17 protein-coding genes and 1 tRNA gene are annotated in these 22,966 nt (G+C 54.4%); 4 read left to right on the top strand and 14 right to left on the bottom strand.

Annotation, left to right across the window (positions count from 1 at the left end; genetic code table 11):
- Window positions 1–6: 6 nt before the first annotated feature.
- The 3 genes from L1I42_RS07480 to L1I42_RS07470 all read right to left on the bottom strand — a co-directional run bounded on the left by L1I42_RS07480 (window position 7) and on the right by L1I42_RS07470 (window position 4,606).
- A complete protein-coding gene (locus tag L1I42_RS07480; RefSeq protein ID WP_236113853.1) occupies window positions 7–657 on the bottom strand; it encodes an invasion associated locus B family protein in 651 nt (216 codons plus the stop codon).
- Between the two features lie 163 nt (window positions 658–820).
- Entirely contained in the window at window positions 821–4,312 is a 3,492-nt protein-coding gene (mfd, locus tag L1I42_RS07475; RefSeq protein WP_236113852.1) for a transcription-repair coupling factor, read from the bottom strand.
- A gap of 3 nt (window positions 4,313–4,315) precedes the next feature.
- Complete coding sequence (locus L1I42_RS07470; protein ID WP_236113851.1) at window positions 4,316–4,606, bottom strand: FAD assembly factor SdhE; 291 nt, start codon at window positions 4,604–4,606, stop codon at window positions 4,316–4,318.
- A 133-nt stretch (window positions 4,607–4,739) separates the two neighbouring features.
- Here L1I42_RS07470 and recG point away from each other — a divergent pair, with 133 nt between their 5' ends.
- Complete coding sequence (gene recG / locus L1I42_RS07465; protein ID WP_236113850.1) at window positions 4,740–6,863, top strand: ATP-dependent DNA helicase RecG; 2,124 nt, start codon at window positions 4,740–4,742, stop codon at window positions 6,861–6,863.
- Here the strand turns inward: recG and L1I42_RS07460 are convergent.
- From L1I42_RS07460 to glmU, 3 genes are all read right to left on the bottom strand, one after another.
- Entirely contained in the window at window positions 6,860–7,600 is a 741-nt protein-coding gene (locus L1I42_RS07460; RefSeq protein ID WP_236113849.1) for a DUF502 domain-containing protein, read from the bottom strand. The genes recG and L1I42_RS07460 overlap by 4 nt on opposite strands.
- Before the next feature lie 74 nt (window positions 7,601–7,674).
- Window positions 7,675–9,501 carry a glutamine--fructose-6-phosphate transaminase (isomerizing) gene (gene glmS, locus L1I42_RS07455; protein WP_236113848.1) on the bottom strand — a complete coding sequence of 609 codons (1,827 nt, stop codon included), beginning with the start codon at window positions 9,499–9,501 and terminating at the stop codon, window positions 7,675–7,677.
- A 9-nt stretch (window positions 9,502–9,510) separates the two neighbouring features.
- Complete coding sequence (gene glmU, locus L1I42_RS07450; RefSeq protein ID WP_236113847.1) at window positions 9,511–10,848, bottom strand: bifunctional UDP-N-acetylglucosamine diphosphorylase/glucosamine-1-phosphate N-acetyltransferase GlmU; 1,338 nt, start codon at window positions 10,846–10,848, stop codon at window positions 9,511–9,513.
- A 138-nt stretch (window positions 10,849–10,986) separates the two neighbouring features.
- Here glmU and L1I42_RS07445 point away from each other — a divergent pair, with 138 nt between their 5' ends.
- The 3 genes from L1I42_RS07445 to L1I42_RS07435 all read left to right on the top strand — a co-directional run bounded on the left by L1I42_RS07445 (window position 10,987) and on the right by L1I42_RS07435 (window position 13,487).
- The gene (locus tag L1I42_RS07445; RefSeq protein ID WP_236113846.1) at window positions 10,987–11,916 is read left to right on the top strand and encodes a hypothetical protein; all 930 of its coding nucleotides are present in this window, start codon (window positions 10,987–10,989) and stop codon (window positions 11,914–11,916) included.
- A 92-nt stretch (window positions 11,917–12,008) separates the two neighbouring features.
- A tRNA-Lys gene (locus L1I42_RS07440) sits at window positions 12,009–12,084 on the top strand.
- A 248-nt stretch (window positions 12,085–12,332) separates the two neighbouring features.
- Entirely contained in the window at window positions 12,333–13,487 is a 1,155-nt protein-coding gene (locus tag L1I42_RS07435) for a patatin-like phospholipase family protein (protein ID WP_236113845.1), read from the top strand.
- 23 nt (window positions 13,488–13,510) lie between these two features.
- On the opposite strand, the gene L1I42_RS07430 is transcribed toward L1I42_RS07435, so the two are convergent.
- The 8 genes from L1I42_RS07430 to L1I42_RS07395 all read right to left on the bottom strand — a co-directional run bounded on the left by L1I42_RS07430 (window position 13,511) and on the right by L1I42_RS07395 (window position 22,837).
- On the bottom strand, window positions 13,511–14,758 hold the full coding sequence (locus L1I42_RS07430; protein ID WP_236113844.1) for a glycerate kinase type-2 family protein: 1,248 nt from the start codon (window positions 14,756–14,758) through the stop codon (window positions 13,511–13,513).
- A 25-nt stretch (window positions 14,759–14,783) separates the two neighbouring features.
- Window positions 14,784–15,833 (bottom strand): ABC transporter ATP-binding protein, encoded by a 1,050-nt coding sequence (locus L1I42_RS07425; RefSeq protein WP_236113843.1) that lies wholly within the window; start codon window positions 15,831–15,833, stop codon window positions 14,784–14,786.
- Window positions 15,820–17,085, bottom strand: a complete 1,266-nt coding sequence (locus tag L1I42_RS07420; RefSeq protein WP_236113842.1) for an MGH1-like glycoside hydrolase domain-containing protein — start codon at window positions 17,083–17,085, stop codon at window positions 15,820–15,822. The genes L1I42_RS07425 and L1I42_RS07420 overlap by 14 nt, the downstream gene beginning before the upstream one ends.
- A gap of 3 nt (window positions 17,086–17,088) precedes the next feature.
- Window positions 17,089–18,294, bottom strand: coding sequence for a carbohydrate ABC transporter permease (locus L1I42_RS07415; RefSeq protein WP_236113841.1), 1,206 nt, complete (start codon window positions 18,292–18,294; stop codon window positions 17,089–17,091).
- On the bottom strand, window positions 18,291–19,526 hold the full coding sequence (locus L1I42_RS07410; RefSeq protein WP_236113840.1) for a carbohydrate ABC transporter permease: 1,236 nt from the start codon (window positions 19,524–19,526) through the stop codon (window positions 18,291–18,293). Before L1I42_RS07410 ends, L1I42_RS07415 begins: the two co-directional genes overlap by 4 nt.
- 57 nt (window positions 19,527–19,583) lie before the next feature.
- A complete protein-coding gene (locus L1I42_RS07405; RefSeq protein ID WP_236113839.1) occupies window positions 19,584–20,930 on the bottom strand; it encodes an ABC transporter substrate-binding protein in 1,347 nt (448 codons plus the stop codon).
- Window position 20,931: 1 nt separating this feature from the next.
- Entirely contained in the window at window positions 20,932–22,020 is a 1,089-nt protein-coding gene (locus tag L1I42_RS07400) for a LacI family DNA-binding transcriptional regulator (protein ID WP_236113838.1), read from the bottom strand.
- Between the two features lie 190 nt (window positions 22,021–22,210).
- Complete coding sequence (locus tag L1I42_RS07395) at window positions 22,211–22,837, bottom strand: 5'-methylthioadenosine/S-adenosylhomocysteine nucleosidase (RefSeq protein ID WP_236113837.1); 627 nt, start codon at window positions 22,835–22,837, stop codon at window positions 22,211–22,213.
- Between the last annotated feature and the right edge of the window lie 129 nt (window positions 22,838–22,966).

Raw genomic sequence — 22,966 nt, 5'->3', positions numbered from 1 at the left:
CAAACTCTAATTGCCGCTGTTTTCGGCAGGCTGGGCGTTGCCCTCACCTGATTTTTCCTTGCGCAACTCTTCGGCAACGCCCTGCAATTGTTGCTCGAGCGCATTTTGGCCTGAAGACTGGGCCTGGAACTCAGCCGGGGTGAAATATTCGTCGCCTTCATAGACCGCAGTGAAGCCTGAAAGGTTCACCTCAACCACCAAATCCTTGTTGGCGCGGTTTTTGGCCGACAATTTCAACTTCGCACCGCGTTTCAATGCGCCGATAAAGGCTTCGTTGACCACCAATTGGCCGGTACATTTGGTGGGGTCACAGGTTACAAACGGCATCCGGATTGGCTTGGTGCTGTCCACCTGCCAGGTCAAGCCGAATGGCAGCAGGACCGCCAATGGCATTTCGGCAATGGCAAGAAAGCGGTTTTCACCAGAAGGATCATCCCGCAAGGTGAACGCGCCAATTTTGTTCCCGCCTTTATAAACGACTTGACGCACGATACAGGCCAAATCACCGGAGCTTAGCTTGTCGCAAACTTTCAGCCAGTTATCTTCAGGCTTTCGTTCAGTTGGTTGAGCGTCTTGTGCCAACGCGCCACCAGCAAGTGACATGACCAACATGCCGGCTGCTGCAAGTTTTGCACCTGACTTAAAAATATTGAGCATAACGCACCCTGTTTGTTTCGCGAGCACATGAATGGCTCGCGTTTTCAGTTCCACCCTATTGACGTTCTAAATCGGGCAATAACATGACAAAAACGGCAATCAAACCGGATTTCATCAAAATGGTTTCTGCCCATCCTTAACGTCGTTCTTTAAAATTCCCCGCCTACCCCTGCTCAGCGAGCTTGGCCAATTGGGCCAAAATCCGCGCCGCACCGGTCAACTTTTTGTTGTTGTCCGGCCAGTTGCGGGCAAAAACAAGCTTTTGGTCCGGCCGCACTTTAGCTTTTTCTGCTGGATTTGCAATAAGTTGTACCAACGCTGCTGGATTGGGGAATTCACCATTGCGCAAACTGATCACAGCGCCTTTCGGCCCGGCGTCCACTTTTTCGACATTGGCGCGGCGGCACAAGGATTTGACCAGCACGATTTTGAGCAGGTGCTTCACTTCTTCCGGCAGCGGCCCAAACCGGTCGATCAGCTCGGCGCCGAACTCATCAATCTCCTGGGCCTCGGTGAGGTCGCCCAAACGGCGATAAAGCTGCATGCGCACCTGCAGATCAGGCACATAATTTTCGGGAATCATCACCGGCATGCCGAGTGAGATCTGCGGTGACCACTGGTCCTCCACTTCATCCTCATCATTGCCGGTCTTAAGCTGCGCCACCGCTTCTTCAAGCATGGCCTGATAAAGCTCAAACCCGACTTCCTTGATATGACCCGACTGTTCTTCGCCCAAAATATTGCCGGCACCGCGAATATCGAGGTCGTGGCTGGCCAGTTGGAAGCCCGCGCCCAAACTGTCCAGCGATTGCAGCACGGAAAGGCGCCGGGTGGCCGTATCCGTGAGTTTTTGATGCGCCGGCGTGGTGAAGAGCGCGTAGGCACGCACTTTTGACCGACCGATCCGGCCGCGAATCTGGTGCAGTTGTGATAGGCCGAAATTGTCAGCCCTGTGCACCACCAACGTGTTGGCGGTTGGAATGTCCAGTCCCGACTCGACAATGGTGGTGGCGACCAACACATCGAACTTGCCATCATAAAAGGCGTTCATAATGTCATCGAGTTCGCCCGGCGACATTTGGCCATTGGCGACCACATAACTGATTTCGGGCACATGCTCATCCAGAAAAGCGGCAATGTCCGCCTGATCTTTGATGCGCGGCACCACATAAAAGCTTTGCCCGCCGCGATATTTTTCGCGCAACAGCGCTTCGCGGATCACCAGACTGTCGAACGGCATCACAAATGAGCGCACGGACAGGCGATCAATCGGTGGTGTCGCCAAGATGGACAGGTCGCGCACGCCAGTCAGCGCCATCTGCAAGGTGCGCGGAATTGGCGTCGCCGATAGTGTGAGCACATGGACGCTGGATTTCAGCTCTTTCAAGCGCTCCTTGTGGCCCACACCGAAATGCTGCTCCTCATCGATCACCAGCAAGCCGAGATCGTGGAACTTGATGCTTTTGCCGAGCAAGGCATGGGTGCCGATGACGATGTCTACATCACCGCTGGCCACCCCCTCTTTTGTGGCCTTCAACTCTTTGGCGGAGACGAGGCGTGAGGCCTGGCGCACCCGCACGGGCAGGTCGGCAAAGCGTTCCTTGAAGGTTTTATAGTGCTGACGTGCCAACAATGTGGTGGGCACCACCACGGCGACCTGCTTGCCGGTCATTGCCACAGCAAAGGCGGCGCGCAAGGCAACTTCGGTTTTACCAAAGCCCACATCGCCGCAAACCAACCGATCCATGGCGCGGCCGCTGGTCAAATCTTCGAAAACAGAATCGATCGCGTTGAGCTGATCATCTGTTTCTTCAAACGGGAAGCGGGCGCAGAATTCCTCGTAAAGTCCGGTGGTCGGCTCGATCACATCGCCTTCGGTGAGTTCGCGGGCGGCGGCGACTTTGATCAACTGATCCGCCATTTCGCGGATGCGTTGCTTGAGCTTGGATTTTTTCGCCTGCCAGGCGACACCGCCCAGCTTGTCCAAGACGCCATCGCCGCCTTCAGAGCCATAGCGCGACAGAAGTTCGATGTTTTCGACCGGCAGGTAGAGCCGATCGCCTTTAGCATATTCGATTTCCACACAATCGTGGGGCGCGCCGGTCACCTCAATGGCTTTAAGGCCAACAAAGCGGCCAATACCATGATCCACATGCACCACCAGATCGCCCGCGGCGAGACCGCTTGCCTCGGTGATGGCGTCGGCACCTTTTTTGCGTTTGCGGGAGCGAATAATCCGTTCGCCCAGAATATCCTGCTCCGACAACACAAAATGGCGGTCGGTTTCAAAGCCCGATTCAAGGCCCAAAACAATCAGGCCGATGGTGTTTTTGCCCAGATCTTCGGCCTGCTGCCAGAATTGAATCAGCTTGAGATTTTCATGCTCGTGGTCTTTGAGCACTTGTGCCATACGGTCACGCGTGCCCTCGCTCCAACAGGCGATGACGGCGCGCTTGCCATCGCCTTGCTTTGTTCTAATGCGCTCGAGCACGGCTTCAAACACATTAGTGTCTTTAGCCTGCCGTTCTTGCGAAAAGTTGGCGACCAACTGGCCATCGAGGGATTTCACCTCAGCATCAGGCCGTTCAAGCGATTGGAACGGGGTAATCTGCAGCAGCTTGGTGCTCAACCACTCCGTCGTGTCGTCCTGCAAATCATAGAGCAAATCTGGCGGCAACGGCTTATAGGGCGCGCCGCCGGTCTGTGGCTCGTTCAAGGCCTCATAGCGGGCTTCGTAATAATCGGCGATTTGCGCCATGCGTTCCGAGATGGCCTGACTGACCTGATCATCCAAAATCCAGGTCGCTTCGCCGGTATAGTCGCGGAATTGCCCCATTTCCTCATAGAAAAACGGCAGCCAATGCTCCATGCCCGCAAAGCGCTGCCCAGCGCTGATGGCGGTATATAGCGGATCATTGGCGGTGTCGCCGCCAAATTGGCGGGTATAGGCACGACGGAAGGTCGAAATCGCTTCTGGTGTCAGCACAACCTCGCTCATGGGCACCAGCGCGGCTGATTGCTGCTGTGTCAGGGTGCGCTGAGTTTCAGGATCAAAGGTGCGGATGGTTTCGAGCGCGGTGCCGAAAAAATCAAACCGCAAGGGCGCCTCAGCACCGGCAGGATATAAGTCCACCAACCCGCCGCGCACGGCAAACTCGCCCTCTTCCCGCACGGTGGGCACGCGCAAATAGCCATTGACGTTGGCCCACTCGATTAGCTTTTCCGTGCCGATATTTTCGCCGACCTTAAAGAAAAGCGCGAATTGCTGCACCAGCTCGGGCGGCAAGGTTTTCTGCACTATGGCATTGACCGTGGTGACGACGATTTTGCCAGCATTATTGCCATTGGCGAGCTGCGCCAGCGCGGTCATCCGCTCGGCCAGCACACCGGCGTTTGGGGACACCCGGTCATAGGGCAAACAATCCCATGCCGGAAATAGCAATATTTCGTGGTTGGGGCACAAATGGCGCAAATGCTCGGCCATCTTCTGCATACGCCGACCATCGCGCGCGACAAATACGGTCGCCGGGTCGTTCGGCGCATCTGCTTGTAAGCTTTCAAGCTGCTGGCTGATCACAATCGGCTGCATGCCATCGGGCACGCCGCACAAATAGGTGCTTGGAATCAGGCTGAAACTCTCGCCCTGATCGGCCATAAATCAGGCTCCCGAACCAGCTTTTTCGCGTTGGTGCGCAATGATCATGTCGAGCAGTTCAACATCCTGACATTGGGTGGTGCCGGGCTGGCCGATGATCCATTGATAAAGGTCCGCGTCGGTTTCGTTCATCAAGGCTTCTAGCCGATCGAGCATGGCCGCATCGAAATTTTTGATTTCGGAATCCACAAAGCCACCCAGAATAATGTCCATTTCCTGCGTGCCGCGATGGTGGGCGCGATATTTGATGCGCTTCAGGCGGTCGATATGGGCTTGGTCAGTTGCGCTGGTCATGGCATCACCTTCAAAGACGCGAATGGAAGTGACGCCTTCAATATTATCAATCGTTGGATTTGTCAGCAGGCTGATTGATTTTTTTGCCCCTTTAGGCTGATGTAGACGGACTTGTTCTCATTTGTGAACAAATATGGAAGGACATGGCGTGGCGCGGCCGCAACAACTTACCCCGCTTTTTGCATCGGTCAAGAAACTCAAGGGAATCGGCCCGCAATTGGCCACCACCATGGCCCGCTTTTTCGGCGCGCCGGAGGGGCAAGACGCGATTCTGCTGGATTTGCTGATGCATATGCCCGCGGGGCTGGTGGACCGTCGGCAACAGCCGGGCGTCGCTTTTGCGCAACCCGGCGTTATCTCCACCTTTTTGCTGACCATTGATCAACATCGCCCGCCACCGCGGGGCAACAAGCGTGTGCCCTATCGCATTATCGCCCATGACGACACGGGCGAAATGATGTTGACCTATTTTGCGGGACGCGCCGCCTGGCTGGAAAAGCTGCTGCCTGAGGGCGAACAGCGCTTTGTGTCAGGCATGGTGACGGCGTTTCAGGGGCAAAAGCAGATCAACCATCCGGACTTTGTGGTGAAACCGGATCAGTTTGATGAGATGCCTCTAGTGGAGCCGGTTTATCCGTTAACTCAGGGCCTGAGCGCCAAAAAGTTGCAAGGTGCGGTGCGGGACGCGCTGGCGCAATTGCCGGAGCTGCCGGAATGGGTGCCAGAACATCGGCGGGCCTTAAATGGATGGCCGAGCTTTGCTGAGGCCATGCGACAAACCCATGCGCCCAACACGCCCGGTGAGGCCGCGTTGGACGGGGCTGCACGGGCGCGGCTGGCCTATGATGAATATCTAGCTGGGCAGTTGACCTTACAAATTGTGCGCTCGACACTCACCCGCGAAACCGGGTTGGCACGGGAATTCAGCGGTTCTCTGGCCGAGAAGGTGCGGAACGCCCTGCCCTTTAGCCTGACACCTGGGCAAGAAGCGGCGTTGAGCGATATCTATGCTGATTTGCGGCAAAAGCGGAAAATGGCGCGGCTGATCCAGGGGGATGTAGGCGCGGGCAAAACCGTGGTGGCGCTGATGGCCATGGCGGCGATGGCCGAAAGCGGGGCGCAAAGCGCGTTGATGGCCCCGACCGAGATTTTGGCGACCCAGCATTTCCATTCGATCTCCGCCATATGCGATCAGGTTGGGTTGAAGGTGGCTTTGCTCACCGGGAAAATGCCGCAGGGCGAGCGGCGCTCAATACAAGCGGAAATCGCCGATGGTGAGATCGATATTGTGGTGGGGACACATGCGTTGTTTCAATCCAGCATTGAATTTAAGCATTTAGGCCTGACGGTGGTGGACGAACAGCATCGCTTTGGTGTGCATCAGCGCTTGGCCTTGTCAGATAAAGGCCGCAAGACCGAATTGCTGGTGATGACCGCGACGCCAATTCCGCGCACATTGGTGTTGACCCACTTTGGCGATATGGATGTGAGCCTTTTGACGGACAAGCCGAAAGGACGGCAGCCGATTGATACGGCCATTCTTTCAGAAAAAGACTATGACCGGGTGGTGGCGCGGCTGGGCCAGCGGATGCAGGACGGAGTGCAAGCATTCTGGGTGTGCCCGCTGGTTGAAGAATCTGAGCATTTGAATGCCACATCGGCGGAAGATCGGTTCAAAGCCCTCAATCAAGCCTTTCCGGGACGTGTGGGTCTGGTGCACGGGCGCATGGCGGCGGCGGACAAGCAGGCGGTGATGGAACAGTTTGCAGCTGGCGCGTTGCAGATTCTGGTGGCAACCACCGTGATTGAGGTGGGCGTGGATGTGCCAAATGCGACCATTATGATCATCGAGCATGCGGAGCGGTTTGGCCTGTCGCAATTGCACCAGCTCCGTGGCCGGGTGGGCCGGGGCAGCAAAAAGTCTGCCTGTTTGTTGCTGCATGGCGAAAATCTGAGTGAGATTGCGCAGAAGCGGTTGGAGACCATCAAGGAAACCGAGGATGGGTTTAAAATTGCCGAGCGCGATCTGGAATTGCGGGGTGAAGGCGATTTGCTGGGCACGCGCCAGTCCGGTATGCCGGGCTATCGCATCGCTATTCCGGATTTTCACCGGGATTTGCTGGATATGGCCCATGAAGATGCAGCCAATCTTATCGAGCAGAATCGGGGGCTGACCGGCGAGCACGGCGAAGCGGTACGTACCCTGCTCTATCTGTTCCGGAAAGATCTGGCGATTCCGCTGATCAAGGCAGGTTAGCCCGCCTTGTTTTCCTCGTGAACGGCTTCTTCGGCCTCTTCTGCCAATTCAGCCATTTTGGCTTGATATTCCGGCGAGACCAACCCGGCGGAAATGACCAACTTGGCACCGTCTTCCACCGACATGTCCAGAATCTTGATGTCTTTGCGGGGCACGAACAGCAAAAAGCCGGAAGTTGGGTTAGGTGTTGTGGGCAGAAAGACGCTAATGATATCTTCGCCATGCACCTTGTCGGCCACTTCACCCTTTGCACTGGTGGAAATAAAAACCAACGCCCAAAGGCCTTCTCGCGGATATTGAATCAGCCCGACCTGTTTGAAGTTGGAATGGCTTTGGCTGACCACCGTCTCAAAGATTTGTTTCAGCCCCCGGTATAGCACGGACACAAAAGGCATGCGGTGCAAGATGCTTTCGCCAAACTGCACCAAGGTACGCCCCACCAAGTTGGCCGTGAGGAAACCCAGCAGCACGATGGCAACGAAGGCGATGACCAAGCCGAAGCCAGGCACGGTGACCGGCAAATAGGTGTCCGGATTATATTGCGACGGAATGAGCGGTTTGACGAAATCATCGACGATGCGAATGATCGACCAGGTGATATAAATGGTGAGCCCGATGGGGGCGGCAATCACCAGGCCGGTCAAAAAATAGTTCGTTAGGCGACGCCCCGGCCCCGCGTGTGGGACGTGGTCTGTCGAATCGTCACTATGCTTTTTGTCTTTTTTATCTTTCGTCATAGAAACCTATATAGACCGCGCGATCAGCAATACAACGGCCTTAGCGCATTTTCTTGCAATTACGAAGTCTGCCCTTACTCAACCGTTACGGATTTAGCCAGATTTCTTGGCTGATCAACATCTGTGCCCATAAATACCGCTGTGTAGTAGGCTAACAATTGTACCGGAATCGCACAGATAATGGGCATCACAAATGCGTGCGCATTCGGCACAATAATAATCTCATGCACATCGTCTCCGGCAGATTTTGCACCGGCTTCATCGGTGATCAGAATAATCTTGCCGCCACGGGCCGCCACTTCGTGCATGTTGGATATGGTCTTATCGAACAGCGGATCTGACGGGGCGACCACCACCACGGGCAAGGTCTCGTCAATCAAGGCGATAGGACCATGTTTCAGTTCGCCAGAGGCATAGCCTTCGGCGTGAATATAGGTGATCTCTTTAAGCTTTAGCGCACCTTCCAGAGCGATTGGAAAAAGTGAGCCACGACCAAGATAAAGCACATCGCTGGCTTTGGATAGTTCGTGGCTGATTTGATCGATCTTTTTCTCAGACGCCAGAGCCTTGGTGATGGCACCGGGCAATTTGGCCAGCATATCGACCAGTTCGAATTCTTCCGCCTCGGATATGGTGCCGCGTTGGCGACCGGCGGCGATGGCCAAGGAGGCCAATACTGACATTTGTGCCGTGGTCGCCTTGGTGGACGCAACCGAAATTTCCGGACCACACAGGATGGGGAATACAATATCACTTTCCCGCGCGATGGTGCTTTCCTGTGCATTGACGATGGAGGCAATGTGCTGCCCCTGCGCCTTGCAATAGCGCAGCGCCGCCAGTGTGTCTGCCGTTTCACCAGACTGAGAGATAAACAGGGCCAGCCCGTCCTTATCCATGGGTGGTTCGCGATAACGGAATTCGGAGGCCACATCCACTTCCACAGGCAATCGAGCGTATTTTTCGAACCAATATTTCGCCACCAACCCGGCATAATAGGCCGTGCCGCAGGCAGAAATAGTCAAACGATTCAGTTTGGCGAAATCGAAGGGCAAATCTGCTGGCAATTTTACCTTGCCTTTGGCTAAATCGACATAGTGCGAAACGGTGTGGGACAGCGCATCCGGCTGTTCATAGATTTCTTTAAGCATAAAGTGGCGGTGGTTGCCCTTATCCACCACATTGATGCCCAATTGCGTTTTTGCCATGGCCCGCTCGACCGGTTGGCCCTCACGGTTGAAGATCCGCGCATCATCCTTGGTGATGGCAACCCAGTCGCCCTCTTCCAAATAGGTCACTTTGTCGGTGAACGGCGCAATAGCGATGGCGTCGGACCCCAAAACCATCTCGCCATTGCCGTGACCGATGGCCAGCGGCGCGCCTTGGCGGGCACCAACAATCAGATTGTCTTCGCCCTTAAACATCATGGCGAGGGCGAAAGCGCCATCCAACCTTTTGATCACGTTGGCCGCCGCATCAAAAGGTGCCGCACCACGGTCCAGCTCTCGGGTGACCATGAGGGCGACGATCTCGGTGTCGGTTTCAGACACGGGCTTGTAGCCATCTTTATCCAGTTCGGCCTTAAGCTCACGGAAATTTTCAATAATGCCATTATGTACGATCGCCACACGATTCGTGGTGTGCGGATGGGCGTTTTCTTCCGTCGGCGCGCCATGGGTGGCCCAGCGTGTGTGGCCAATCCCGATGGTGCCTTGCAATGGTTCGGCTTCCAAACGTTCGCGCAGATTGGTCAGTTTTCCCGGGGCGCGGCGGCGGTCAATTTTTCCATCAACCGACGTGGCCAATCCGGCGCTGTCATAGCCGCGATATTCCAGCCGCTTGAGCGCATCCACAATTCGATCAGCTACTGGTGTCGTGCTGACGATACCGACGATCCCACACATAATTTATTCCTATTCGCTTTTTTCCCAGCGCGCACGAATGCGCTCGGCATAGTTTTCTTTGTTTTCCTGCCGTGCACGACCAATCGCCAGGGCGTTTTTCTCGACATTTTTGGTGATCACCGACCCGGAGGCGACATAGGCCCCATCAGCAATTGAGACCGGGGCCACCAAGGCACTATTTGATCCAATAAAGGCATTGTTGCCGATTTCCGTGACCGCTTTGTTCTTTCCATCATAGTTGCAGGTGATGGTGCCGGCCCCAATATTGGTGCCAGTTCCGATCTTGCTGTCGCCAATATAGCTGAGATGATTGACCTTTGAGCCTTCGCCAATGTCAGCCTTTTTGGTTTCAACAAAATTGCCGACCTTAACCTTGGCGGCCAGTTTGGACCCGGGGCGCAAACGCGCATAGGGGCCGATTTGCCCTTCCGGCCCTACATGAGCGCCTTCCAAATGAGAAAAGGCCTGAATATGGCTGCCTTTTTCTACGGTCACACCGGGACCGAACACCACATTGGGTTCAATCACCACATCATTTTCGATTTTGGTGTCAAAGCTGAAAAAGACGGTTTCTGGCGCCACCAGCGTGACGCCTTCTTTCATAAAATGGGCACGACGTTCCCCTTGAAAGATACGCTCAGCCTCGGCCAATTGGGCGCGGTCGTTGACGCCAAGTACATTGACGAAGGGGCATTCCACACTGTGGACTTTCATCCCCTGCGCGTTCGCCAGCTCTACCGCATCGGTCAGATAATATTCGCCTTTGACATTGTCGTTTTTGATTTCATCAATGACTGCGCGCAAACAATTGGCCTTAAATCCCATAATGCCTGAATTGCAAAACTTGATTTTGCGCTCGGCAGATGAGGCATCTTTTTCCTCGCGAATGGCTTTTACCTGTCCATGTTCGACCAAGATTCGACCATAGCCAAAAGGATTTTCGGTTTGGAAACCGACGACTGCCAGATCGGCGCCGTGGTCGAGGCTTTCCACCGTGTCTTTAATCACATCAGGAGAAATCAAAGGATTATCCGCAAACAGAACCAGCACATAGCCATCGAAATCCGACCAGGTTGCGCGCGCCTGCTGCACCGCATGGCCGGTCCCCAAGCGATCAGCCTGCACACTGGATGTGATTTGGCTATCCACAGATTTGGCATAGTCGCGCAATTCGTCATGGTTTGGGCCAAGCACCACATGACGTTGATTTGCGCCAGCCTCTGCACAAGCGGCCAATACGTGGCCCAACATAGGGCGGCCGCCTACTTTGTGCAGCACTTTGGGATGGTCAGATTTCATGCGGGTGCCTTCACCGGCGCCCAAAATAATGGTCAGAATATCGGTCATTAAATGCAGGTCCCCACCCCCGTACGACGTCTCACAGTTCGGGATATGCCACGAATGTGTTGGCAAAATGGTAATTTATGTCAGCATTACTAATTGTGGTTAACGGTTTGATTCGCAGCACTCTTGAGGAAAATAGTGATGACAGAGCAAGAACTCAATCAATTTAAACAATCGGATATGCGATTGTGGGGGCTTGTCGCTATTGCTGCTTTGACCACGATGCTGGTGTTTTCTTCGATCAGTCTCTTGCTGCCGAAAAACTGGAATCATGTGTTGAAGGAAACGCCGGACAATATGGGCACGTTGGCTCAGGTCCAATCTGAACTGCGCGCCATGAAGCTTGAATTTGCCGCACTTCAACGTGAATCCAATGTTGCGGATAGCCGGCTGACCCTTGGCGAAGAAAGCAATAGTTTTGTATCCAAACGAGTGCGGGCGCTCGAAGCGAGCATGCCGATCCTTTTGGAAGCGCTACCGCCCGGCGCGCAATTGGATAAAAGCTTAATTACAGCTTCGATAAACGAGGCCAATGGGGAAGAAATCATCCGATTGGATGATGATATTAAGGTCGCCCGCTCCTATCTGTTTGAGAATTTGCCGTTGGCACAGAGTACGCCCCCCGATTTCCAACAGGACCTGCCGGAGATTGTGGCCAGCATTGATGGCAACCAAATTCCAACAGAAGTCACCCAAGGTGACAACATGTCTGAACCGCCTTCAAACGTTGCGAGCGGTCAAGACACGGACCCCCAAACAACCGCTAGCATAGATTCGATGGCCGCATTGCCCGCAGCCGATATCAGCTATGGCGTTGTGTTGGGCCCTAAAATTGAAAAAAACAAAGCGCAACTCAACTGGCTGAACATCAAATCGAATGTAGGCACCCTGTTGCTGGGGCTAGAACCAAAAATGATTCCGGTGGTGAACGAGTCGGAAAAAATTCAACTGGTGGTGGGCCCACTTCAGGAAGAGAGCGAAGCCACGCGTTTGTGCAAAGAAATTATTCGCCAGGGATATGTGTGCGAAGCTGCCGGATATGACGGCATTCCGCTGGAAGATTTGAGCTGATTTAGAAAAAATTTGAAAAGTTGAAATATTCTGGTTGACACAGACGCGAATAAAACTATTGTCCGCGCTGTTCGCTGATGAACACTGCTCTTGTGCCCGTAGCTCAGCTGGTAGAGCATCCGACTTTTAATCGGACGGTCGAAGGTTCGAATCCTTCCGGGCACACCATTACCTTCAGCGCCTTAAGACCATTTCTTTACATTCAGATTTAACTGGGTTCGACCTTCATCCACCCAAATGGTCAGGTGAAAGCCTGCCGCGTGTTGCCGGAGTTTCCTGTCGACTTGGGGCGACAAATGTGACGATTGGGCACAGTCGTTCTACATTGTTTCCCGCCTTTAGTATCAAAAATAAACTAAAATGAACCAAGCAGCTTTGTCCGCATTGTGCACACAAAGCAGTGATAGAGATTGTTCATGTTGAAACGCCCCATTTGTCGTCAAGCGAGCGTACTTTTTGTGCTGTTCGCCATCACTCTAGTCGGCGGCTGCGCCAGCCAGCCAATGCGCGCAGATTATACCATGGATATGAGCACCAACGCCGCGGTGCTGGATATCGAAGACGCGCGCGTATGGGCCGATGACCCCCGCATTGCCAATGGCGGGTTGTGGTCGCCCAACATCTTGTCGGATTCGCGAGGGCCGGTGAGCATGCTAACCCTGTCGGGAGGTGGCGCAGAGGGCGCATTTGGCGCAGGACTTCTATCCGGCTGGAGCCAGACCGGAAATCGGCCAAGTTTCAGCGTGGTGAGTGGCACAAGCGCCGGTGCGCTTTTGGCACCTTTTGCCTTTCTCGGTCCGAGATATGATCCAGTTCTGGAGCAATTTTTCACGCGGGTGCGGACCAGCAAATTGGTCCGGGTGGCCGGGCTTTCGGCAATTTTTGGCGAAAGTGTTTTTAGCGCCCAGCCGTTGAAAAACATGATTGCCCACTATGTTACGCCGCAGCTTTTAGAGGATATTGCGCGGGAACATGCCAAAGGTCGCCGCCTCTATGTCATCACCACCAACATCGACACCCAGCGGACCGCGATTTGGAATATGGGCGCGATTGCCAGCTCTACGTCACCGCATGCCCTTGAGCTGTTTAGGCAAATTTTGCTGGCCTCTGCCAGCATACCCGGCGTTTTGCCGCCCCAGCAGATCAGTGTGGCCCATAAGGACCATATTTTTCAGGAAATGCATGTGGATGGGGGCGTTACCGCCAACATCATGTTGTTGCCCGAGTCGATCTTGAAGGCCGGAGACAACCGAAATTTGCCCAAAAAGCCAACGATCTACCTGTTGTTCAATGGTAAGATCGGCCATGAGTATAAATTGGTGAAACCACACACGGTAAGTATTTTAGAGCGGGCCTTCGGCACGGCGATCAAGGCGAGTTCGCGCCAAAGCATTTTGGCCGCCCAACAATTTGCCAACCGGCATGGCTGGCAACTGAAGCTGGCGGCTCTTCGGACTGATTTTGAATTGCCGATTCCTGAGGTCAAGCTGGATGAGCAACAATTGAGCAATCTGTTCCAGGAAGGATTGCGGGTGGGGCAACAGCCTGATGCCTGGCGCGATGGTCTATAGATTCTGTGTGACGGTGGAAATACTCACCAAATCAGAAATGCGCGAAAATCATTGACATTGGTCAAGGTTGGGCCGGTGATCAGTTGATCGCCGAGTGCTGCAAAGAAGCTGTGGGCATCATTGCGAGACAAATAGGCTGTGGGATCCAATTTTTGCGCTCCGGCGCGCTGCCAACTGTCAGGCAGGACAAAGGCCCCAGCCACCTCCGCCGCGCCATCAACGCCGTCTGTGTCAGCGGCGAGTAGAGCAATATTTTGCGCGCCCTCAAGCGCGATCAGTGCTGCTAGGGCGTATTCAGCGTTTGGCCCGCCAATGCCATCGCCGGACTTGGTGACGGTGCATTCGCCGCCGGACAAAATCAGCAGTGGCGGTTCACTGGCACGTCGTGTTTTACTCCGCTCAAGCACCATTCGCGCGTGGGTTTTGCCAAGTGACCGCGCTTCGCCCTCTAAATCATCGCCGAGCAGAACCACATCGCAGCCTTGCCTCTTGGCGGCCTGCTTGGCCGCGGTCAGGCTTTGTGAGGGTGCAGCCACCACTTGATTCAGGATCGAGGTGTTCGCAAACGCCGGTCTCTTTGTCTTCGACGCCAGCTCAATCAACGAAGGTTCAATATCTAGATGCCATTTGGCAGCCAACGCTTGGATGTCAGATAGCGGTTTGCTGGGGGGCACCGTAGGACCTGAAGCAATGATCTCAGGGTCGTCGCCGGGCACATCTGAAATAATCAACCCATGCACCTGTGCGGGCGTACAAGCGGCGGCCAGTTTGCCACCTTTGACGGCTGAAAAGTGTTGCCGTATGGCATTCATGGCGCTAATCGGGGCGCCACTTTGCAGCAGTTTTTTATTGATCTGCTGCTTTTGCTCAAGCGTCATGCCGTCAATCGGCGCGCATAGCAACGCCGAGCCGCCACCAGAAATGAGCGCGAGGACCATATCGTCCGGCGTGAGATTGCTGACCAAATTTAACATGCGGCGCGTTGCGTTGACACCGGCTTGGTCCGGCACGGGGTGTGCCGCCTCCACGACCTCAATATGTTCAGTGGGCCGCGCATAGCCGTAACGGGTGATCACCAGTCCCTCGAGGGCTGTTTCATAGTTCTGCTCCACAGCCTCCGCCATACGAGCACTGGCCTTGCCAGCGCCAACCACCACCAACCGCCCTTTTGGCGGCGGTGGCAAATGACTGGCGATGCATTGCATCGGGTCTGCCACCGCAATGGCACGCTCGAACAGGTGTTGTAACAATGACTTAGGATCAATGGTCATGTTGGCTCAGCATTTTAAGTTGGTTTCAGGCGACGCGCACACCATGCTCGTCAAAAAAGCTTAGCCGGTCTGGCGTAAAGCGCAACCCGACCTTTTCGCCGAGACGGCAATCCGTACCGCCAACACAGCGCACATTGATCTTGCCCAATTGGCCACAATCGACAAAAACAAAGCTGTCAGAGCCCAGATATTCAATCAGATCGACAACACCATCGCATTGGCCCTCACCAGCCGCAACAATATCGATATGCTCTGGCCGAATCCCCAGTTTGGTGGCCGGCGCGGACAAATTGTATGTGTCGCCGCGCCCACCTGCCAGCGCATAGCTTCCCTCACCCGTCTGGCAATCCATCAAGTTCATTTTTGGACTGCCGATAAACTGGGCGACAAAAATGTTGGCCGGCTTCTCATAAAGCTCGCGCGGCGTGCCCACTTGCGCAATCTGCCCAAACTCAAGCACCACGATCCGGTCAGCTAAAGTCATGGCCTCTACCTGATCGTGTGTCACATAGATCATGGTGGATTTTAACGCCTGATGCAGTTTGGCGATTTCGTGCCGCATTTCCACCCGCAATGCTGCGTCAAGATTTGAAAGCGGCTCATCAAACAGAAAGGCTGTGGGATCGCGAACAATGGAACGACCAATGGCCACACGTTGGCGCTGGCCGCCCGACAGATCTTTGGGGCGGCGATCGAGATAATCTTCGAGTTTCAATGTGGCCGCTGCGGCATTCACCTTATCAGCGATTTCCTTTTTTGATGCACCAGCGGTTTTTAACCCAAATCCCATATTGCCACGCACAGACATGTGGGGATAAAGCGCATAGCTTTGGAACACCATTGAAAGTCCGCGTTTCGCAGGGGCTTGGGCAGTGACATCCTTACCATTAATTTCAAGACTGCCGCGCGAAATATCTTCCAGCCCGCCAATCATGCGCAACAGGGTGGACTTGCCACAGCCCGACGGTCCGACAAATACAATGAACTCGCCTTCATTGATCGCGAGATCAATCCCCTTGATCACCTGTGCGGCACCATACCATTTTTCAACTGACTTCAGCTCAATCGCGCCCATTGTTTCCTCCCTCGGCTTTGTTGGCCCAGCTTAGCCATACCGCCGCTGTCCACGTGAAGGCCTTGCCCCCGGCGGGGCTGCCATCGGTGGGGTCAAAATATTCGGCAAAGCCGTGCGCCGCGATCAGGTCGCGTGTTGTCGCGCGCAGTTTTTCGGCGAGCGGGTGGTTCATTTCCTCCAGCCCCAGCCCGATCAACTGGTTCATGATCGCCCAAGTGGGCCCGCGCCAGTAGCGCCGGCCATCAAATTTTGGGCTCGCGGGATCATGGCTGGGTACCCCATATTTCACTTGGCTCAACACCCGCTCCAATTGTGCCGACTGCTCTGGCGAATCTATGCCCGCATACCAACACAAAAAGGAAGCATTGGAGACACAATTTGCCCATTCACCCGTGCGCACATCTCGCGCATCAAAGCTTTGCAGCTCTGGATTCCAAAGACTTTGCGCTCCACTCTCGAGGCGTAAGATATCATCGGCTAGCCCATTGATGTTAAGCCCTAATGCCTCTCCCAGAGCCAACAGGTCGCGTTGCGCGCGCAACAGGGTGAAGGTCATGGTTGGGTCCGCCACCTGAAAAGGGTTTTCGACCCGCAATTGTGGTTGATTCCAATTGAGGCGTTTGCCCATCTGCACCAGCCAGATATACCGATCATAGTCGAACTTGGTGGGGCGCATGGAGCCGTCGACATGTTGAGTGTCGCGGCGTTCATATTCGCCTACATTGGCGGGGTCAATTCGCTCCATCGGCGCGTCCCATTCAGGGGTGTTGTCGCGTCCGGCCTCCCAAGGATGGGTGATGTAGACCGCGCCTTGATCCAGCCGCCATTGCATAAACCAATCGTGCCAGGCTCGCAGCTTTGGGTAGAGCGCCCGCATGTGCGGCTCTCCCTTTTGCGGGTCCAGTTGATAGATCAAGTGCGCCATAGTGGCCGCGATTGGCGGCTGTGTTATCCCCGAAGATGGTACCGGACCGGTGCCGCCCCAGATATCCGGGCCGGGGAAATAGCCCGGATCCGATTGATGAAACACGATATGCGGCACCATGCCATCATCCCATTGGGCGGTGAACAGGGTTTCCAGTTCCTGCCAGGCGCGCTCAATATCAAATTGGGCGAAGCCAAGGGCCGCAAAAGCACTGTCCCAATTCCATTGATAGGGATAAAGCCCTTTCGTTGGAATGGTATATCCGCCCCGGTCATTTTGTTTCAATATATCGCGTGCTTGTTTGTCCAAGTCTTTTGTTGTGGTCATGTTTTACCCTTTGACTGAGCCTGCCGTGAGGCCTTTGGTCATAAATCTTTCGAGCCCCAGGAACAGCGCCATGATGGGTACCGTTGCAATCACGGCACCAGCCATGAGATGCTGGCGGGGAATTTCTGATGAATTGAGGCTGGCAATGCCGCGCGTCAGTGTGAATTTTTGAGGATCGTCCAGCAACATAAAGGCGAGCAAGAACTCATTCCAGGCGATCATGAACACATAGAGCGAGACAGACGCCAATGCGGGCAGTGACAGAGGCAGCGTGATTTTCCAGATCACCCCGAGCCGAGACAGCCCATCCATCAACCCCGCCTCCTCCACCTCACTTGGAAGGCCGCGGAAATAGCCCTGCAGCATATAAAGCGCAACGGGAATGGTGGTGACCGGATAGATCAGGACAATGCCCAGTAAGGAATTGCGGAGGCCCGTGAGCGAGAAGGCGATATAGATGGGCAGCGCCAAGACGATCATCGGCACCATGTAAATGAGCAAGATTGATCGAGAGAATGCTGCGCGCCCGGTGAAGCGCAGCCGCGCCACCGCATAAGCACCAGGGATGGAAAACAGCAAGGTGATCAAAACCGTGAGCACCGAAATGCCCAACGAATTTAGCAGATAGATGCCAAAGTCGAAATGCATGAACAGTTCGACATAGGAGCGGAACAAATCCCAGCCCTTCGACAAATCCAACGAAAAATCCAATGGATTTTGAACGAGTTCTGACTGATTCTTAAAGCTTGTCATCACCATGACATAAAACGGGATCACCACGATGGCAGTGAAAAACACATAGCCGAAGGCGGTGAGCAAGCGCAGCACCACTTCTTCAAATTCATGGCGATTGAGCGGGCCATTGGGCGCCACCTTAGTGATGATATGTGTGCCCCCGACCGCCGCCAGCGCAGCCAGCACATGGGTGAAGATATTTGCGAACATAGCCGTGGGATCATCTGCAGCGACAATGCCCAGATTGAGCATGCCGGCAAGCGCCACCACCAACAGGGCACCCGTCAGAATGATGCGGCCATGGCCCATGATCACGCCACCAAGGGCACCCCAGAGGACGATCCATAGGGGATCTGGCCGATATGGCAGGCCGGTGGCAAAGCTCATGGTGAATGAGGTGACGACGGCGGCGACAAAGGTCCAGATGATGCCGACCGCAATCGACGTCAATACTTTTGTGCGTAGCTTGATCACAGACCTTCCTCCTGAGAAATAAAGCGGAAAAACAGCAGCGAGAAGGTGACGAGGCATAAAAAGATCACCACAGCTACAGCGGCCCCTGCCCCGATATTGGAGACGGCAAAGGCTTGTTCATAGACGCTGACCGTGAGGGTACGCGTGCCCGCATTGCCGCCGGTAAGCAGGAAGATGTCGTCAAACTTATTGAACGTCCAAATAAATCGCAGCAGGAACAGTACAGACAGGATACCGACAAGTTGCGGGAGACTGAGATACCAGAATTTTTGAAACGGGCTGGCCCCGTCCATGTCGGCCGCCTCATACATTTCCACGTCAATGGATTGCATGCGCGCCAGAATGAACAAAAAGGACAGCGGGAAATAGCGCCAGATCTCAAACACGGTGACCATGATCAGCGCCAACGGGCGCTCACCAAAAAAGTTGATGGCCTGATCGGTCACACCCATTTGCACCAGCAGCGCATTAGCGGAGCCGGAAAAGGGGTCAAAAAGGATCAACCAAGAAAAGGCGACGGCAATGACCGGTGCGACGTAGGGGAACAAATAGAGCCCGCGCAAAATCCCCTGCCCCCGGAATGACTTATTGAGCAGCATGGCGGCGAACAGTCCGACGACGATGGCCCCTACCGTGCCGAAAAACGTATAGAACAGGGTAACCCCTATCACCGCCCAAAATTCATCCGCGTCAAAGATACGGGCGAAATTCTCCAAGGTGAATTGGAAGTTGGTGAGGATATTGTCCGCGGTGCCGGTGACCGATGGTTCCGAGCCTTCAACGGTTTCTTCTGCCGCATCCTCATCGTCGGCCTGCACCGGCAGCGCAAATTTTTCATTGTAGCCAGGCTCAAGCCGCTCAAACTTACAAGTGAGCTGCGCCCCGTTGACGGTGCAGAGTTCGGGCACCGCCTCGGTGAGGGTGACCAGATCGGGCAATTGATCGGTGAGCGTCACGTCAAAAATCGGCTTAGTGCGACTAGAGTTGCGCACACGATATTCAATACGCAGCTTGTCTTCTGCGCCCCGGAGCGACTCTTTGACGATGGGCGCAGGTGGACGCAAGTCGGCCAAACTTATCGGTTTGAAGCTAATCCAAAAGATCGCCAGCAGCGGCAAAAGGACCACCAGGGCCACACTGGTCAATGTCGGTGCCAAAAGCCCCCAGGCCAGACGCTCTTCGCGTCGCGCAAGCGGGGTTTTGGTGATGGGCTGAGTTGAATGTTCGGGCATGATGTTTTGTCTTTAGAGAGGTGCCGGCGCAAAAGCGCCGACACCGTTTAAAGTAAGTTACTCGATGTCTGACAGTTCATCATTCATGGATTGAACGGCTTGAGCAGCCTCGATCTCACCATCCAGATATTGCCGGACCACGCGGTTGATCACCTGAGAGTTGATGATTTTGGAGGCCAGAGCAAGTTGCCCTTCTTTTACGCCCCAGCGCTGCGCCACATCCAAACCGCCGACAATACGATCAATCATTTCCTGATCATAAAGCTCACCCAATGGCGCCTTGCGATCAACACCCACTGGCAGTTCTGACCAGGCATCAACAAAGGCGGTTGGATTTTCTTCATCGCCCCGCCGAACAGGGAACTTACCTTCTGGAGCAATAGACAGGGTCTGGGTGTATCCCTGATCCATTGAATATTTGACAAATTCCATGGCGGCATCTGTGTCTGCATCAGCGGTGATGCCGAAATAGCGAATATCTGCCCAAGCAGCACCATCCGGGTTTGATGGACCGGCAAAATTGGTGACAATGCCGGTTTTTGACGCCAGTTCAGGCGATGTGGGGTCATCATTGATGGTTGGGGGGGCACTATCGCGCAGACCGGCCAACTCATCGAGGATAAAGGGTGACCAAATAATCATCGCCGCATCGCCGGAAAAATAGAGTTCGCGGGACTGTTTCCAATAGAGATCGCCCGGTGGCGACGCTTCTACGATATCTTTATAGAATTCAAGCACTTCGATAGTCTTGGTTTCATCCAGTGGGGAGAAACCATCTGCGGAAACCGGCGAGACGCCATTGGCCAGGAACACATGTTCGAGCACTTGTGACATGAAGTTTTCATCGACCTTAGTGGCGGCGACAAATCCGAACATTTCTGGCGGATTGTGTAGCTTTTCAAGCGCGGCGCGCACATTCGCATAGCTGGTGGGCGCCTCAAGGCCATGTTGTTCGAACAAGTCTTTGCGATAGACAATCATTTGCGTCCAACCATCAACGGGTACAGATGCTGTCCCGTCTTCGAAGGCGGCCATTTCCAGTGGGCCCGCAGCGAATGTATCAACGCCCAGTGCTTCAATTACTTCGGTGGCGGCATCCGTGTCCAAAATGCCAGCTTCGGCCCAGGGCAGCGCATATTGCAGCGTGTGATAAATCACATCTGGCAAATCTCCCGCCGCGAAGGCCGCGGTGGCGCGGGTACCGAGATCGTTTTCAGAGACGGGGATCACCTCTACTTCGGTGCCTGTAGCCTCAGTGAATTGAGCAGCCATTTGTTCTTGTTTGGCCAAACGCTCCGGCTGTTCCTCCGTGGTCCAGAAGCGCAATGAATCTGCAAATGCAGTGCTGCATGACAGCAATGTCGCAAGCGCGACACCGGTCATCAGATTTAGTCTTTTCGTCATCTTATTCCTCCCGATGATCTGACTTGAGTTCAATTTTTGCTGCCAATTGATCGGATGACAGCGTTAGCGGACCGTGTGAACCACGGTCCAAAAAACGGGCTTGGCCAATTTCGCGCAGTTGCTGCGGCGGCTCGCCGCGCACGCGCCGGATCAGCAACTCGGCAAGTCGCGCGCCGGCTTGTTTGTTGTCCACGGCGTAGGTAGAAAGCTCTGGCGAGAGCACTGCGCCCTCCGGTATGCCATCATAAGAAATAATCGACACATCTTGCCCCACACGAAGGCCGAGGCTTCGAATGGCGCCATAAGCGCCAAGTGCGGCGTGATCAACAGAACAGATAATGGCTGTCGGTGGATTGGGCTGCGCCAACAATTCCCGCGTGGCAGCATAGCCTTGCTGTTTATTCACCGCATTGTCGGCAATCAACTGATCGTCGAGCGCTAACTTGTTTTGTTCCAATCCATTGATATAGCCGTCTCGACGCAATTTGGTGTAGTTATATCCCTCACCCCCAGGTATGAAACCGATGCGCGAATGGCCAAGCTTGTGCAATGTGGCAACCGCCTGTTCCATCGCGACTTCACCGGCAATGTCATACCAGGCGCAATCGGCAATATTGGCGGTGCGCCCATAGAGAATGAACGGCACTTGCGCCGCCCGCAAGGCGTCGATCCGAATGTCATCAATATAGGTTCGAGGCAGAATGAATCCGTCAGCCTTGCGTTCCTGAGACAGTTTTTCCAACAATCGCACGGCGTCCGAGGCGCTGGTTGCTGTCGCCAAAGTCAATGTCCAGTCATGGTCCGCCGCCGCTTCGGTTATACCGGCCAGAAAGTCTGCCAAAAAGGGTCGGTGCCCGTCATGCTCGGACACTTGCAACACCAAGCCGATCGACCGGACCCGCCCCGTCTTGATGGCTTGGGCGTGGGACAAGGGCCGATAGTTCATCGCCGTGGCCGCGTTGCGCACACGCAATCGGGTTTGTTCCGAAATATCGGCGTAATCATTAAGGGCTCGACTAACCGTGCTTTTGGTCAAACCGAGCGACTTTGCCAAATCGTCAATGGTGACGCGCTTGCCGATGGCGTTCATTGTTGTTCCTCCTCCAACGGGCACCACTAAAATTTCCGAAACCGGTTTCGGCAAGGGTGAAATGATTTTTTTTTCGTGGCAAGGCAAAAATGGTGTTGGGCTGCAATCGTGCAGGGGTTTCTAGGATGAGGCCCTTAGATAAGAGGCACTTAGTTGAATTTCCTCAGTGCAGTTGTCGCGGACGCAGACATCAAACTTCGATCAAGGACTCAAATATCTGATCCAGAGCATCAGCCAATTTTAGATCTAGCAGCGGTAAAAGCTCAGTCCAATCGTCAAACTTTTGCAGTTCTTTTTTTCCGTCGCTTATGCCGCGCAGCACGATCAAGGGGAGATCGAATTGTTGGCACGCGCGCTTGACGGCGTAGCTTTCCATATCGACCATATCGGCAGCGGTGTGAGCAAACCCCTCCCCAACCACAATAGATGCACCTGTCGAAAGGCTTGCCGAGGGCAAGAAGGAGAATTGGGGTTCCAGTGTCAATCGTGCTGGCTGGTCCAGAAAAGGTGTTTTTCCCTTTTCAAACCCTATGGCAGATGCGTCCATGTCGCGATATTCGACGCTGGAGGCTTGATAAACATCCCCTTGCGCCAGCTGGGTGGAGCCAGCGGACCCAAGCAAGATGACATAGTCAGGCAGCGATTTCTGCGTTTTAAGATCCGAGAGGAAGCGGACGGTATTTATAGCTGCCTCTACGGGCCCAACCCCAATAATGTAAGGGTCAATCCGGAGTTGAAGTGTCGCGCCATATTCAACTGTTGTGGCCATCAGTGGCAAGACGGTGATACCGTTGCTAAGCATTAAGGTCTGCGGCATTGATTTGCCCTTCTTATAAAGTCGTTGCTGGCCCAAACGTTCCCGATCAATCATAGAATAAAGTTAAAAAATTGGCTTGTCCTCGCCAAAATTGCGTGGTTAGGGTGCCGTAGATTTTTGACTGATTTG

This window comes from Maritalea mediterranea, from assembly GCF_021568695.1.
GTDB lineage: Bacteria > Pseudomonadota > Alphaproteobacteria > Rhizobiales > Devosiaceae > Maritalea > Maritalea mediterranea.
The sequence above is the reverse complement of the archived record's forward strand: the minus strand, read 5'-3'. Positions and strand labels throughout refer to the sequence as shown.

Excerpts from the sequence above, each read along its gene's own strand:
- L1I42_RS07480 (WP_236113853.1), bottom strand. The coding sequence starts at position 657 with ATGCTCAATATTTTTAAGTCAGGTGCAAAACTTGCAGCAGCCGGCATG.
- mfd (WP_236113852.1), bottom strand. The coding sequence starts at position 4,312 with ATGGCCGATCAGGGCGAGAGTTTCAGCCTGATTCCAAGCACCTATTTG.
- L1I42_RS07470 (WP_236113851.1), bottom strand. The coding sequence starts at position 4,606 with ATGACCAGCGCAACTGACCAAGCCCATATCGACCGCCTGAAGCGCATC.
- recG (WP_236113850.1), top strand. The coding sequence starts at position 4,740 with ATGGAAGGACATGGCGTGGCGCGGCCGCAACAACTTACCCCGCTTTTT.
- L1I42_RS07460 (WP_236113849.1), bottom strand. The coding sequence starts at position 7,600 with ATGACGAAAGATAAAAAAGACAAAAAGCATAGTGACGATTCGACAGAC.
- glmS (WP_236113848.1), bottom strand. The coding sequence starts at position 9,501 with ATGTGTGGGATCGTCGGTATCGTCAGCACGACACCAGTAGCTGATCGA.
- glmU (WP_236113847.1), bottom strand. The coding sequence starts at position 10,848 with ATGACCGATATTCTGACCATTATTTTGGGCGCCGGTGAAGGCACCCGC.
- L1I42_RS07445 (WP_236113846.1), top strand. The coding sequence starts at position 10,987 with ATGACAGAGCAAGAACTCAATCAATTTAAACAATCGGATATGCGATTG.
- L1I42_RS07435 (WP_236113845.1), top strand. The coding sequence starts at position 12,333 with ATGTTGAAACGCCCCATTTGTCGTCAAGCGAGCGTACTTTTTGTGCTG.
- L1I42_RS07430 (WP_236113844.1), bottom strand. The coding sequence starts at position 14,758 with ATGACCATTGATCCTAAGTCATTGTTACAACACCTGTTCGAGCGTGCC.
- L1I42_RS07425 (WP_236113843.1), bottom strand. The coding sequence starts at position 15,833 with ATGGGCGCGATTGAGCTGAAGTCAGTTGAAAAATGGTATGGTGCCGCA.
- L1I42_RS07420 (WP_236113842.1), bottom strand. The coding sequence starts at position 17,085 with ATGACCACAACAAAAGACTTGGACAAACAAGCACGCGATATATTGAAA.
- L1I42_RS07410 (WP_236113840.1), bottom strand. The coding sequence starts at position 19,526 with ATGCCCGAACATTCAACTCAGCCCATCACCAAAACCCCGCTTGCGCGA.
- L1I42_RS07405 (WP_236113839.1), bottom strand. The coding sequence starts at position 20,930 with ATGACGAAAAGACTAAATCTGATGACCGGTGTCGCGCTTGCGACATTG.
- L1I42_RS07400 (WP_236113838.1), bottom strand. The coding sequence starts at position 22,020 with ATGAACGCCATCGGCAAGCGCGTCACCATTGACGATTTGGCAAAGTCG.
- L1I42_RS07395 (WP_236113837.1), bottom strand. The coding sequence starts at position 22,837 with ATGCCGCAGACCTTAATGCTTAGCAACGGTATCACCGTCTTGCCACTG.